Source organism: Pseudomonas sp. SG-MS2, assembly GCF_009933855.1.
Lineage (GTDB): Bacteria > Pseudomonadota > Gammaproteobacteria > Pseudomonadales > Pseudomonadaceae > Aquipseudomonas > Aquipseudomonas putida_E.
In genome coordinates this window covers 1-13,516 of record NZ_MOMO01000064.1, presented here as the reverse complement: position 1 = coordinate 13,516, position 13,516 = coordinate 1, and the positions used below count along the sequence as shown (strand labels likewise).

Annotated in this window: 12 protein-coding genes and 1 pseudogene; 5 read left to right on the top strand and 8 right to left on the bottom strand. The window is 55.8% G+C overall.

Annotated features, from left to right (window positions below; all coding sequences use genetic code 11):
* Positions 1–49: 49 nt before the first annotated feature.
* Positions 50–619, top strand: coding sequence for a hypothetical protein (locus BLX42_RS05055; protein ID WP_256671917.1), 570 nt, complete (start codon positions 50–52; stop codon positions 617–619).
* A gap of 224 nt (positions 620–843) precedes the next feature.
* On the opposite strand, the gene BLX42_RS05050 is transcribed toward BLX42_RS05055, so the two are convergent.
* Positions 844–2,076, bottom strand: a complete 1,233-nt coding sequence (locus BLX42_RS05050; protein ID WP_161871271.1) for a hypothetical protein — start codon at positions 2,074–2,076, stop codon at positions 844–846.
* Between the two features lie 84 nt (positions 2,077–2,160).
* A complete protein-coding gene (locus BLX42_RS05045; RefSeq protein WP_371926618.1) occupies positions 2,161–2,547 on the bottom strand; it encodes an antitoxin Xre-like helix-turn-helix domain-containing protein in 387 nt (128 codons plus the stop codon).
* Positions 2,548–2,713: 166 nt separating this feature from the next.
* On the opposite strand from BLX42_RS05045, the gene BLX42_RS05040 reads away from it, so the two are divergent.
* Positions 2,714–4,444 (top strand): hypothetical protein, encoded by a 1,731-nt coding sequence (locus tag BLX42_RS05040; protein ID WP_161871269.1) that lies wholly within the window; start codon positions 2,714–2,716, stop codon positions 4,442–4,444.
* A 1-nt stretch (position 4,445) separates the two neighbouring features.
* Here the strand turns inward: BLX42_RS05040 and BLX42_RS05035 are convergent, their stop codons facing one another.
* The 5 genes from BLX42_RS05035 to BLX42_RS05015 form a co-directional block, all read right to left on the bottom strand.
* Positions 4,446–5,303 (bottom strand): hypothetical protein, encoded by an 858-nt coding sequence (locus BLX42_RS05035; RefSeq protein ID WP_256671916.1) that lies wholly within the window; start codon positions 5,301–5,303, stop codon positions 4,446–4,448.
* A gap of 574 nt (positions 5,304–5,877) precedes the next feature.
* Positions 5,878–6,999 carry a TniQ family protein gene (locus tag BLX42_RS27145; protein ID WP_161871268.1) on the bottom strand — a complete coding sequence of 374 codons (1,122 nt, stop codon included), beginning with the start codon at positions 6,997–6,999 and terminating at the stop codon, positions 5,878–5,880.
* Complete coding sequence (locus tag BLX42_RS05025; RefSeq protein ID WP_161871267.1) at positions 6,957–7,847, bottom strand: TniB family NTP-binding protein; 891 nt, start codon at positions 7,845–7,847, stop codon at positions 6,957–6,959. The genes BLX42_RS27145 and BLX42_RS05025 overlap by 43 nt, the downstream gene beginning before the upstream one ends.
* Complete coding sequence (locus tag BLX42_RS05020) at positions 7,844–9,766, bottom strand: Mu transposase C-terminal domain-containing protein (RefSeq protein WP_161871266.1); 1,923 nt, start codon at positions 9,764–9,766, stop codon at positions 7,844–7,846. Before BLX42_RS05020 ends, BLX42_RS05025 begins: the two co-directional genes overlap by 4 nt.
* A complete protein-coding gene (locus tag BLX42_RS05015; RefSeq protein WP_161871272.1) occupies positions 9,763–10,311 on the bottom strand; it encodes a TnsA endonuclease N-terminal domain-containing protein in 549 nt (182 codons plus the stop codon). The genes BLX42_RS05020 and BLX42_RS05015 overlap by 4 nt, the downstream gene beginning before the upstream one ends.
* 258 nt (positions 10,312–10,569) lie before the next feature.
* On the opposite strand from BLX42_RS05015, the pseudogene BLX42_RS05010 reads away from it, so the two are divergent.
* The 3 genes and pseudogenes from BLX42_RS05010 to BLX42_RS05000 form a co-directional block, all read left to right on the top strand.
* Positions 10,570–11,214 (top strand): annotated as a pseudogene (locus BLX42_RS05010) (ATP-binding protein); the annotation flags it as partial.
* A gap of 139 nt (positions 11,215–11,353) precedes the next feature.
* A complete protein-coding gene (locus tag BLX42_RS05005) occupies positions 11,354–11,614 on the top strand; it encodes a DUF2790 domain-containing protein (protein WP_161871265.1) in 261 nt (86 codons plus the stop codon).
* 219 nt (positions 11,615–11,833) lie between these two features.
* Positions 11,834–13,141 (top strand): Nramp family divalent metal transporter, encoded by a 1,308-nt coding sequence (locus BLX42_RS05000; protein ID WP_012312181.1) that lies wholly within the window; start codon positions 11,834–11,836, stop codon positions 13,139–13,141.
* Positions 13,142–13,186: 45 nt separating this feature from the next.
* Here the strand turns inward: BLX42_RS05000 and BLX42_RS26800 are convergent, their stop codons facing one another.
* Positions 13,187–13,318, bottom strand: coding sequence for a hypothetical protein (locus BLX42_RS26800; protein ID WP_256345721.1), 132 nt, complete (start codon positions 13,316–13,318; stop codon positions 13,187–13,189).
* Positions 13,319–13,516: the final 198 nt, after the last annotated feature.

Here is a 13,516-nt window from a genome sequence, read left to right as displayed (position 1 = left end):
CGGAGATGCCACGGTAAATCGAAGCTCCATCTGGCGGTAGGTGGGGTTCATGGATCGCACTCCCATCAACGATGTGGTGCAACAGTTCCGCGATGCTCAAGCAATGGAGCCAACCGCTCGGGTTATGGTCATCGCGCACAGCTTTGGCACCTACATCGTTAGCCACATCTTGGCGCGGTTCGCTGATATCAAGATCGAGCGTATCGTGCTCTGCGGCTCGATTATCAGGAACAGCTACCGCTGGGATTTGCACACCCGCCATATTCCTGAAGGCAATATCCTGAATGACGTTGGCACGAGGGACATGTACCCCGTCCTAGCCTCAGTGGCTTCAGTGGGTTACGGCGGGAGCGGCCGCAACGGTTTCAAGAACGTGCGGGTTACTGATCGCTTCTTCGACTACGCCCACAGTGACTATTTCCTCCCCGGCAACGACCACATTTCCAAATACTGGAAGCCATACATCGTTGAGGGCAAAGTTGTGGATTCCGATTGGGATACGAAAAAGCCGACTACGCATTTGGGTATTCTGGCCATGTGCCATCCTTGGATCGGCCGACCGGTATTCGCCATCTGCCTGACAGTTCTAGCCTTAGGTGCTTTTAAGCTTTTTGGGTAAGTGCTGCCGTAATCAGTCAGCAGCACCCAACCACTTCCGAACCAGTAGCATTCTACCAATATATTTATTTAACTACCTTCGACCGGAATTTCACTCCCGACCTGCGTTATCCAGTATAGGCGACGCCCGTATATATAGTAACGAACTCATATCCGCCCCAATCCAACTCTCCAAGCTGATAAAAAGTCGATATGTTTTCCTGAAAACATCTAAACCTTTAAAATTTATCCTACCCCCTCTGCACTCAATCCCTGTGACGCTTTCTGATGTTTGTGACCTTGATTATGTTTCTCAAGGAGCCTGATCACATACTTAGAGCATAGGAAGTTCAACTTACGGGATTTAGAGTTACCTCGCAGGACCATCCCAACATAGTAAAACCTGTCGTCAAACTTAGCGAAGACTGGCCCTCCACTCAGCAGATTTAGTTCGTGATCAACCGCCTCGGTATCCATCACGTGTACGCCTTCCAGCAGTACGCCCGATGCTACCCCCAAGACAATTGCCGCGATTTCGTTGACCTTGAAATTCTCAAAATCGTAACGGTCTTCAAGCTCCGGGTAACCCGCCGCATAGAGCTCTTGGCCTAGAGCTAGGTCAGTGGCGGGCTTACTCCACTGCTCAAGGTTCCAGGACCAGAACCCTTTGTTTGACTCCGGGTAGCCCTTGATGTGCCAGGCGTAAATGTCATCAAGCTCATCCCTGTCCGGTGGTACGTCGCTACTTGGCGAAATGCCTCCGTACATGTCCAAGGGAACCGGGGCATCCGGCAACAGAAGACGAAATTCCTTCCTGTCAGCACCAAGCTTTTCGATGACATGGAGGGCAGTCACTGCGAAGTCGACACCTCCCCAGCGCACAACGAAGAGCGAACCACCACCCCACTGTGCGTTGTCATAAGACGTTGGACCAGGAGTGGTCTGAAAAAGCACTGGTCGCGTACCGGTGAGGATCGCGGTACGTAGATTTAGGTCTTCATATTTTTCGAGGAGAGCGGAAAAAAACTTTGCATTTTCAATGTACGTGTCGTGACTCAAGCCTAAAGCTTCATGGTCGTGCTTTTGGTAGAGCATGGCCAATTCATTGATGCAATTCTGACACCTGGAAAAAGCACGCAAAAATAGCTCGTGGGCTAGGGCCGGATGGGTGTTTTTTACAGCCAAGCCTGCTAGGAGCTCTTGGCTCTGATGCTCGGTTGCCTCGGCATTTCCCCACCAATAGCGGGCGTGATCTACCTGACCCTTCCTCTCGTAAAAGTCCGCTAGATCGAGAGCTGCTTGGCGGTCACCTGCTCTCCACTGATTCATTTTTGTCCCGACAAACTCACCATCCGGGTCAGGTTCTTGTGCGCTTTGATAGATAGGGGGCATGTTTTTTTGATGCTGCTCGATTGGCAAATCCCAGACCCAATGCTGACGGACTTCTGGCCGAAGCGGCCGGATCTCGGGCTGGGTCATAGTTTTGTGAGTAACGTTGGCGGTAATGCCATGACTACTGACGACGCGCGATGCAGGTCTGACGGCGAGGGCTGCCTACTGCCCTCAGCTTAATGATTCCAGGTGCTCTATCCGCTTGAATGTCTCGTATAGAGAAATCATGTCTCCTTGGGCCATCACATCCAGAGGCGACCGACCGGCAAAAAAAGGATTGTTGTTCCTGAAGCCAGGAAAGCCCTTCACGTTTTCAGGGTTGGAGAAGGCCTTACGCAGGGAAGCATGGATGCCCAGCACCCAGCCGATACGTTGATGCTGATCTTGATCAAGCCGCTGGCCTGCGGCCAAGCCGCGCGTTGCTCGACGATAGGTCGCAGGTGAAATCCTGAGAATCCGGCACGCTTGGCTTTGCGTGGCGTCCCAACCGGCGATGATCCGCAACGCCACCTTTAAGCCGGTGATGGCTTGCTGTTCGGTAAGGCGTTCACCACTCATCATGCTGTTCTCCTCTGCTGGGTGCATTTTACCCCTAATTGCTAAGTTAGAGCTCCCCGTCCAGGCACGGAGCGTCACGAAAAAGGCGCCATTTCTACGTCGCACATGGCGACTCTAATGGGTACACTCGGCCTGATGGCGATCTAGCATGATGGGGAGTTAAGGTTTGGCTGAACGGCTTCAACGCATCGACCTCACGTACCACCGGACAAAGCTCAAGCACCCCGATAGCGGAGTCAAGATGCTGCAAGGTGATCAGCTTGTGTGGTGGTATGGGCCCATTTGGAACAACACTAGGGCGCGTTCGATCCCCTTGGTTAAAGTCCATTTCAAACAACTCTTCAACGACACCCCCGGCCCCAACACTTCGGCTGTCGTCCCACTCAGCAGCTTGTCTCATTACCGAAAAGGCACCATTTGGCGCGACGGTCTATGTGTTTCCGATACGACCCTGGCGTCGCCCCCTGAAACCTTTGAGGTTGACTTCGACGTGGACGGCTGGAGTACAACGTCCAGAGCAGAGTTGGTCCAAAAGAATGAAGCGCACATTTTCCACCATGACGAATACCCCCTGAAATACCAGTTGGATCGGACGCGACTAATCGATTTCAAACTGGCGGGTGGCAAAAATCTGCTTATACCCTGCACGGAGTATTTCATCCGCGCCTACGCAAGAAACATGGAGGTTTGCCGCGCCTTAGCCACACTGACTTGGCGAGACGCGATGACAGTCTTTTTTGATGACCCTCGTCGCGACGCGTTTAGCTGGGTGGTTAAGCCCTCTCGGGCGATGCGTTTTTACGATGCGGTCTTCTTGGCCCATTTGCTGTACGACGACTATGCCGCCGCCCGGATACGGCACATCAACTCCCAGTTCACCTCCCAGGCACCTTTAACTCGCATCTTCATGAACGTTGCACCCTGGTTCCGTGGCAAGGGCAAGCTTCAATGCCGAGGTCGCTGGATTAACAGTGGTAACACCTTCCTGTGCCTAAGTCTGCTCGGCTCAAGTCAGCCAAGCGGGCAGGAGATCGAGTGGCTCACTAAGAAATTTGATAACAGCGATGGAAAAGAGGGTGGACAGCTCATCATGCCGAGGCCGGTGCGCACGGCGGAGGCTGAAGAGTTCATTAAAGAGAGCTCTTACACCACACCGGACGGTCACGCGGAAACAGTCATCGTCAAGCCACCACCTTTCAAGCTCCTAGGCGAAAAGCGTCCAATTAAAAAGAAGAAGGAAGTGATCAAGACTGACCGGGGACGCCTTGGCCCTAATCCACCTGAAGCAGACTCGCACTCCTCGGGGGACGGAAGCGGAAAAGGCAAAAACGTCGGGAAGCTTGAGCATGCGGCCGAAGCTGAATTGGAAACGCATGGCTTCCTCCGTGACATCTGGAACGCCTTCAGATGCATCATGGCGGACAACCCAGATCGCATCTCGAAAGTTAATTGGTATACACCTTCAAAATTCCGAGACCAAGGCCCACCGGAGCTCATAAGGCTGCAACCAACCATAGACTGGGCGCCCGATGACAAGTCAGCCCCTGGGTGGGTATACCTGGACAAAAAGACCGGCGAGCGCCGAGGCATAATGGTGCTGCGGATCGAGGTCGATGGCACAAACTATTTCTGCTTCGAGATACAGCCGACCAAACCAGACAAGGCCGAGTACTCGGGCGTGCTCATGAAATCCCATATCTCTTCCGTGGAAGAGTTCGACGACTTCCTCCAAAAGCTGTGCTCGCGGATACGCTACGTGGTTGGCAGGTTCAAACACATGGAGTCGTTCTTCCCCCCTGGTGCAAAGATCTTCAAGCACCACCAAAAAGATGCCGAGGTGCTCTACCGCAGCAGATTGATCAATGCCTTCAGAGAGATAGGTGTGGTGCTGGACTGACTCATACCACAGGATCGGCACGCAGAAAGCTTTCTGCGGAGGGTACCCAGAGGGTCTTGTCCTGATACGAAACGTTGTAGCCGGCGACCCCCTGAAAATCCTGCGGCTGGAAAACGAGTCCTGTACGGCTCACCCTAGGCAAATTGTGGAAGTAGGCAAGACTTTTTACGATCCAGCGGGCCTCGAAGTCGTCATCAGCGGTATCTCCTACCATCGCTACCAAATCCCGCTCTGCCTTTTGCCGCTTGGCCGTGGACAACCATCTCGCGTCCGGTTTGACCTGCAACTTGAGTCCGTGCCGCTTGTTCAGGTGGCCGATGAACCCGGTAACCGTTGCAACTTGGCCAGGTGAATCTCGCCAGAACAATTCGAGGGACTTCTGTGAAGGTAGTGTTCCTGATTTGACCTGCGCACTCTTGAGCAAATTTGCAGCCGCACGCGCCGCCAACCTGACTGATCGCAGATCAATACCACCTTGCTGATTTTTGGCCCTCAATGTGTCGACGTAATCACTCAGCAGCTGAGCCGACCAGCTGTCCGCAGGTTCCATGAGGATCGCCGCGAGCCGTCGCCGCTCCGTATCTTGGTCACGAAGCTGGGCACTTACGGTGACAATGCCGGTCTCGGTCAAAAACCGCATGGGGTTTTCGGCCTTGCGCAGTACTCGCGCACCAAAATACTGGAGCAGTTGCTCGTAGGACGGTGCCGCGCCCCAGGTAGTATCCAGTGTTCGGAAGAAGGAGTAGTGGCCATTGATCTTCAGCGCTGCTTTGTGCGGACCAGACCTACCTAAAAGCCACGCACCGAATTGGATGTACAGCGCCGTGAGTAAGTCAGTAGAAAAGCCTTTGCTGTTCATGCTCAACCGCGCTTGGAAAAGACTTCTCCACCCACACTCTTCACATTCAAGGCCACGACCTGCCGGCGTTAGGGTGCCGCATGATGCGCAGGGTTTGTCAGGCTCTGAGTTACACAGCTTGCAGCGTCCAACACCATCACTACCCACGATTAGGACCCGATGGCGTCTGCAGCAAGCACATGTCGCCTTCTGGGGGCCGCTGCACGTGATGCATTGGCGCAGCCCAGTCGACTTGTTCCGGGCAACCCGCTGAGACACCTTGCTGCATACCTCGCAGGGCTCAGCGAGACGGAAATAGGGCACACAGGGCTTGCATACACGCCCCTGGTCCGTACGAAGTCCTGATTCAAATTCAGTCTTTCCACACCGTAAACAGGGGCCAGCCCGCTCGCAAATAAGGCAGCGAGCCTTGGGATCATCGACTGGAAGTCGCGCTAGATCACCGCAGCCCAAACACATGCGTCGTTTGAAGAGTCGCGGATAACAGGTTGGGCAGTACCGCTTACCCGAATGAACCCTCTTGGCCTTGGCCATTTCGCGTCCGCACCCATCGCAATCCATGTGGGGGTTGGTGTCACGAGATGTCATGTCGACGCATCCTTCTCTTCAATCGATGCCACATATGCCACACCTCCAGAGGCGCGCGGGTGTGGCTGGGACCTGGCCGGCTACACTTGCGTGGTGGATGCTGGCTGAGCGCCTTAAGCATGTGCCTGAGTATCTCGGGCACTCCGAAAGCCGGCAGCGGAAAAGCAGTCACAGGAAGCTCAGCATCGGCTGCAAGCTCAGCGAACCGCTTTGGATCGGCCTGCATTATCACCCACGCCTGGCCGAGCAGCCCAGCGCGCTCAGCAGGTGTCGCATATTCGAACGACAAACCCAATGATGATGACCTCAGCTGGCACGCGTCCACCCCGATGGCGTGACAGAACCGCAGCATCTTGACCGTAGGCTGCCGCGTAGCATTTTTGAGGAAGCTGATCATGACTCGCGCAATGCACATCCATTCTGAAAAGCTCAACGATACCTCGCCAAAGGCTACCGTCGAATGGCTTGCCGTATCGGCAAAGGTTTGAAAAGAAAGTGCAGATTCTAGAGCGGGCACCGCGCAACCACCCCCCAATGAACCACCACAGTGGTGGCACCTTGATAACGGGTGTCCAGCAGGCAGGCGACCCGGTTGCAACGCCGAGTAGCAGTGCGGGCAACGATCAATCAGCAACACACGGTGTCTAAGGCATGCGGTGTGCCACGCAAGCCTGTATTGCTGCCGATAGTACGGGTGAGGATCCATGATGCAGCGAGGACAGCACAACAGGCCTCCCGCATGGGATCGATTACGACACCCCAGCGGAAGTATCCACGGTAGCAAAGAGGATCGCTGAACGGCTGGTTGTGGATGCAACAGCTGGATGGCCGGCCAAAGCGTGCAGGCAAGAAGGTCTTGAGCGCTAAGGCCGGTCACCGCCCCTAGGACCTCTCTATTCGCCCATGGATGTAGCCGGTCTAGATCGGAAACCCAAGCGTTGCTCCCCGGCCAGACGATATCGGTCAACGTACACGGCTCGCAGCCATGGGCATGCGCTGTTCTCACCAACCAGGAAGAGAACAGCTCATCAGGCAAGATTGACGGGGTAAGAGGCCAGCGGGGAGTTAAACAACACGCTCCCGGATGCCACGTGTAGGACGCTTCCACGACTTACTCTCGATGAGTTGTCGATCAATGCATTCCTTCCCAGAGTTGATGGCTTCCGTGGCGCATTCGAGCAGCAGGCCATGCAAGTCGCCGGTATTGCCGCCAGAAATGGAATGGATCAGCTGAGCCAGTTCGGGCTTGTAGAGCGCCGAGGGCTGCTTAAGCGGGAGCACAGCTTCGAACGCTTTTAGCAGACGCTGAAAGTCGGCGTTAAGCTTCCACGTTTCCAGTTTGATCACTTCAAAGCGGCTAGCATGTTGCGGGTCCAAATGCAGAATCTGCACTGCATCTGGGGTTCCAACGCCTACTATAGGTATGACCAAGGTGTTACAGAGCATCTTGAGAGCGTTCATCACCTCGCGCTGCTTGGTAGCTGATCCAGTTAGCATCGAGTGAACTTCGTCGATGATCAGCATCTGCACCTTGAGCTCGCGCAATGCGTGTATCACCTGAAATCTCAACGTGACCTTGGAATCGGTGGTTTTGTAGGGCATCCACATCTTATCCAGGATAGCGATGTAGAGATCCTTTTCCTCTGCAGAAGGCGGGGCCTCTGCCAGGACCACTGGTCTCACAGGCTCGGAATTTTCATCGACGTACCCTTGGCCATGCGTCTTCTCGAAGTGCCGAACAATAGTGGTCTTGCCGTTGTTCGAGTCACCCACAATCAGCATGTTAGGCATGCGAGGCCGTTTAGGGGCTTCGAGCAGGCACTCCAAGCTGTCCAGGATGTGGTGGGCCGCCTTGTACCCGATCCAACGCGGCTCACCCATGAAGCGAATACGTTCACGAGCTGAAAGCTGCAACACAGGTCTGAAATCAGCATGCAAATGTGCGTACTCAGTCATTGGATGTCACCAATCAGGTCAACGTCGTCGAACAGCAGCCCCTCGTCTGCAGGGATAGAAGGTACCGCTTCCAAGGGTGCTTTAACAGGTCGCGCCGGGGTGGTGTTTTTGCTGTGCACCTTGTGCTTCTGGGCATCGCGTCGAGCCTTCTTAGTACTCGCAGACGCGTCCTGAACGAGCTGACGACGCTCCAAGATCAACCTAGCGAGGAGCGACTCATCGATATGCTGAAGCCCCTCATCCACCGCTTGTTTCTTCGCGGCACGAAACTCCCAAAGGGTTGCAGCAGGGAAGGCTTGGTTGGCGACCGGCACTCGGAAGTACTGCTTCAGCACAGGGTCGTAAAACCAAATCACGCTGATATCGCGGGGGTCTCGTCGGAAGACGAACTTGCGCAACTGGCCCGTTTCCGGGTCTTTTGTCCCAATCCAGTGGCGCAGAGCCTCGGAGTAGTAGAAGACGTCGAGTTGCACACCGTAATGCTGCACGGTTCGTCGATACGACGGCATAAAGTCCAGCTGAACTGTCATTTGATCTGCTGGACGCGGTGGGATGCTGACCAACGGATCGACACCTCGGCTACCGAAGAAGCCATGATGCCATTTACGCGCAGGACTCATGTAGATCGCGGAGTGAACACGATTGTGATAGAGGATGATTGTTCTAACCAGCCACTCCTCAAACTCACTCATGGTGAGCGCAGCATGCTTGTCTGAATCGTAGCCATCTCGATCAGGAACGCTGCTGTGAGTGGTGCCAGGCAGCTCATGCAGCTCCCTCATGAACGTGCCGAGTAGTCGCTCGATATGGCCGCCGTACTTGGGTCGTTTCACTGGCCGGAACTGGTTTTCAATGTTGTAGTTTGCGCACGAGCGACGGAAGTTCTCGGCCTGGAAGTCAGGGCCGTTATCGGTATGCACCACGCGAGGGAAGCCCCAGACCGGCCACTCCGCTCGAACATTGTGGAGGTTCAGCCAGGATTCCTTGGGCAAAATCGAGTGTGCCAGACACATCCCTACGGAAATCTCTGAGGGATCTTCGAGTGCCAGGTAGTAGCCCGTAATCATTCTGGAGTGAACGTCGATCGCGAGGCTCAGCCATAAGCGACCAATCGGCTTGCGATATCGGTCATCAACGATGATCAGGTCGATCGGCGTATGGTCAATCTGTACGACTGCCAGAGGATAATCAGCGCCAGGGAATTTACCCACCGAAGGTGTGAACCGGTTGCGCGCCTCGTCAGCGTAACCGCGTCTCCGTAACTTGATTTTTTCTGGGATACGTTTGATTCGTGCTCTGATGGCCGATGCGCTGGGAGGAGTAATGCCGAGGGTTTTAGCCTGACTTTCGATCTCTTTGATGGTCGACTGGACGGTCCTACGCTGATTGGTCAGATAATGTGATTCGATCACGCTCCCAATGAGCTCGTCGGCCTGTGCGCTCAACCGGCTGTTGCCTGATTGCCATCCGCGCTTACGAGGGACGAGCGCCAACACCTCGTTCCAGCTTTGGTAGCGATCCAACCAGCGATAAAGCGTGGCGGTGTCAACCCCGACTTCCTTGGCCCGCGCTTCGACGCTGCTTCTTGGCAGAATCGAATCACGCAACAGAGGCTTGATGGCAGAGAAGCGCTGCTGGGCGATTGCCCATTCATCGGAGCTGATGGTTGAGATGTCGTAGTTGACGAACAGGCCGTCCACTCGCTCTTGCTCAACCGGTTGCAGCTCTGAAATTCGAAGCGATACGCTCCGGCCGGATTCGGCTTCTACGCCTACGACATTCTGAAAATCGAGAAGCTGCATGATGCGGTAATACAGCTTTTCGCAGCGGACCATCTCCCCGACTTCGACGCGTACCCGCTCTCTGGAAGGTTCGAATGCTACAAGGTGTTCGTCCGTGTTGATCTCGTAGATGTTCATGGCGTGGCCACCCAAAGCTCAAGGTATTCGTTTAAAGGCTCGGTGATGTCGCACTCGACCCGTCCTGTCGCGATCAGGTGCCATAACAGTGCTACACCGCTGTCCCGGTAAACGCCCCTGAAATGGCGTGCTAGCAGGTAATGCACCGGTGCCAAGCCCATCTCATGAAGCGTTTTCAGGACCATGTCGATATCTTCCCGATCGAAGTCCAAGCGTTCAAAGCGTTCCAGAAACGTGATGTTGTCGAGCGGTAGCCCTCGGATGCGCGACTCATCGTAGATGCTAAAGGTCCAACCTTCTTGTCGCGCATAACGACGCGCGGCTTTCCATTTACCCAGCCAGGTGCGCCAGTTTTTGCGCCACTCGTAAGCGGGTTTGACCTCCACCAGCATTGGCTTGAAGTAGTCCATATAGTCGATGCCTTCAGGCTGACGGTAATGCACCAGAAAATCGGGGGTGTAGGTCTGGGCGCGCCCCAGCGGGTCAATGAAGTCCACCTGAACAGGCTGAGCGATTACTGACTCTACCCGATGAGAAAACCTCATTCGCTTCAGAAAATCGCGTTCGAGTAATGATTCGAAAGGGATACCGCCTGCGCCTCGGAAGGGCAGAAAGCCGGATACGCTGCGACGTGTCGGTTTGATAGCACGGACCTGCTTAGGTTTGTCGCAGCTATTTCGAGTCATTTTCAATCCTGTCGCATCCAATTCAGAAGTTATTCGCAGCTATTTGTGCGATCAACGATGGTGCTTCGTGGCCTCTAGCGTAATGGTTTCGCAGCTAATTCGGAAGCCTACAGAAGCAGCCGGCCACAACCCGGTGAAATCACCCTGGCGCATCATGGGGTACTGTTTCTGGATGAGCTGCCGGAGTTCGAGCGCCGTGTACTTGAGGTGCTTCGCGAGCCGCTGGAGTCTGGCGAGATCGTGATTGCCCGGGCACGGGACAAAGTACGCTTTCCGGCGCGCTTCCAATTGGTGGCGGCCATGAACCCCTGCCCTTGCGGTTACCTGGGCGACCCCACGGGCCGCTGCCGCTGCAGCACCGAACAGATCCAGCGCTACCGCAACAAGCTTTCCGGCCCGCTGCTGGACCGCATCGACCTGCACCTGACCGTGGCGCGCGAAACCACCACGCTCAACAATCAACCTTGCGGCGAGACAAGTGCCGATGTGGCGGCCCGGGTGGCCGAGGCGCGCGAGGTGCAGCACCGGCGGCAAGGCTGTGCCAATGCGTTTCTGGACCTCGAGGGGCTGCGCCGGCACTGTGAATTGTGCGCTGCCGACCAGGCCTGGCTGGAGAGTGCCTGCGAGCGCCTGACGCTTTCCCTGCGCGCCGCACACAGGCTGTTGAAGGTAGCGCGCACGCTGGCCGACCTGGAGGGGGCCAGCACGATTGCCAGGGCGCATCTGGCCGAAGCCCTGCAGTACCGGCCCGGAAGTCATTAGCCCTGCGGCCTGCCCCTCATATGCGCACTCAATGCTGCCCATAGCAGCAATATATTTTGCGCACTAACTAATTGCGCGCAATATTGGTCCCAGACAGCAAGCAATCGTCGCCACCCCTTACTGAATCTGGAGAACGACCATGACCCTTCGCACCGTTTTCGCACTCACCCTCGCTACCCTTGCACTGGGCACCAGCGCCGGCGCCTTTGCCCAGCCCACCGAAGCGACGCCCTACCACTACGGCATGAACCTGGACATCGCCGAAGTGATCAGCCTCGCCCCTTCGGCCACAGTCCAAGGCCAGGCTAGCACCGCGACCATGACCTACCGGGACAGCACTGGCCAGGTCCGGAGCATTCGCTACTACCAACCAGACAACGCTCAAGGCAACCAGAACTAAATGCCCATGCGAGTTCGCAGAAGGCCGTGCAAACGGCCTTTTTCATTTGCAGGATACTGGCACTTTCGAGGCATCTGCTCGCGACACCAGTAGCGACAAGGCATCACCTAAAATCTGTAATACTTAGAAACATTTGAAAACAAAATGTAGTTGTACGACATCCTATCTACTGTGTTCGACTGCGCTCGTTTAACAAGAACAATAATCGGAGACATCCCCATGTCGAGCATTCATTCGGCCGAGGGCAGTGCTGCCACACCCTCTCAAGGCCGTGTAACACGGCTGATCAAACTGCTGGGCCCAGGTATCATCGCGGTGCTGTCCTGGCTTGGCGCAGGTGATCTGATAACCTCATCCGTGGCCGGCGCCAACTACGGTTACGCCATGATGTGGGTACTGGCCGTTTCGCTGCTGCTCAGATACCTGATCGTCAACATCATCGCGCGCTTCCAGCTGTGCAATAACCAAGGCATGACCATCCTTCAGGGGTATGCGCAACTGCACCCCGTATTTGCCTGGTTCATGCTGGCCTATGCACTGCTGATGGGCCACCTGATGAACGCCTACATGATCAAGGGCGCCGGCGAAGCCTTGGCGATGCTGTTGCGCATCGACTATCCGCTGCTGTGCTCGATGGCTGTGGTGCTGGCTGTGTGGATGCTGGTCGGGCGCAACATCTACGCAATGATCGAAGGCGTGATGAAGGTCCTGCTGGCCGTGATGACGCTGGCGTTTCTGGCACTGGCCGTGATGTCTGGCCCGGATGTGGCCGGTATCGTCAAAGGTACGATCGGCTTCAGCATCCCGGCTGACGAAGGCGTGCACGGGGCGCTGCTAGTGGCGGTCTCGGTGATCGGCGCGGTGGCAGGCTCGGTGGCCAACTTCGTGCACCCGTACGTGATGCGCCAGAAGGGCTGGGTCGGCCCGCAACACAAACGCATCCAGCGCAACGACCTGCTGTTCGCGGTGTTCGTCGGTATCGTCATCAACCTGGCCATCTGGATCGTCGGTGCGGAAATCCTGCGGCCAAACGGCATCGAAGTGAAAACCCTCGGCGACCTGGGCAAGGCGCTGGAAATCTTCTTCGGCCCGATCGGCTGGTACATCTTCTTCATCGGCGTGTTCGCCACGCTGTTCGCCAGCATTTCCGGCAAGACCACGGCCTTCCCGATGCTGATTACCGATGCCTTCCAGCATGTACAGCCGCAGCGGCGCGAGCGTTACGGCAAAGAGTTCCACAAAGACCCGATGCACAAGTGGTTCATGCTGTTCATTCTGGTCACGCCGCTGATCTGGTCGATCCCGGGCATGCCCGACTTCGTGACCCTGACCATTGGCGTCAGTGCGTTGAACATCATCGGCTTGCCCGTCATTTCGCTGGGCCTGCTGATCATGTCCAACCAAAAGTCGCTGCTCAGCAAGGAATACCGCAACAACCTGTTCGAAAACATCGCGCTGGCATTCGCGACCGGGCTGGCGTTGTGGGTGGCCTTCCAGTTGGGTGTGGATCTGCTCGGCCTGGGCTGAGCCCCTTGCACCATCGCCGGCAGGCCGGCGATGGTGCACTGAAGGTTAACGCTGCCTGTTCTTGGCGATCTCGATATCGTCCATCAGCGCTTTGGCCATCAGGCTGTCGGACTGGACGGTGAAGAATGGAGTAGCGACGGGTTTACGGCTAGGTGGATCCGGTACGATCTTCTTCATGGCTTGTAACCTTTGTTCGGCTTAAGGAAACAGCCACCTGAATCTTTCTCACAGATTAAGGGTGGCAGCCATACGTGGGGTGAGAAAACCGAGGAGAAATTGGCAAAGACTCGGCCAGGCGAAAGCCCGCCCACGTACGGCCGCCATAACGACGATGCCTTGTATCAGTCGGGTTCTCACACCCGGTCACCGAAGTGA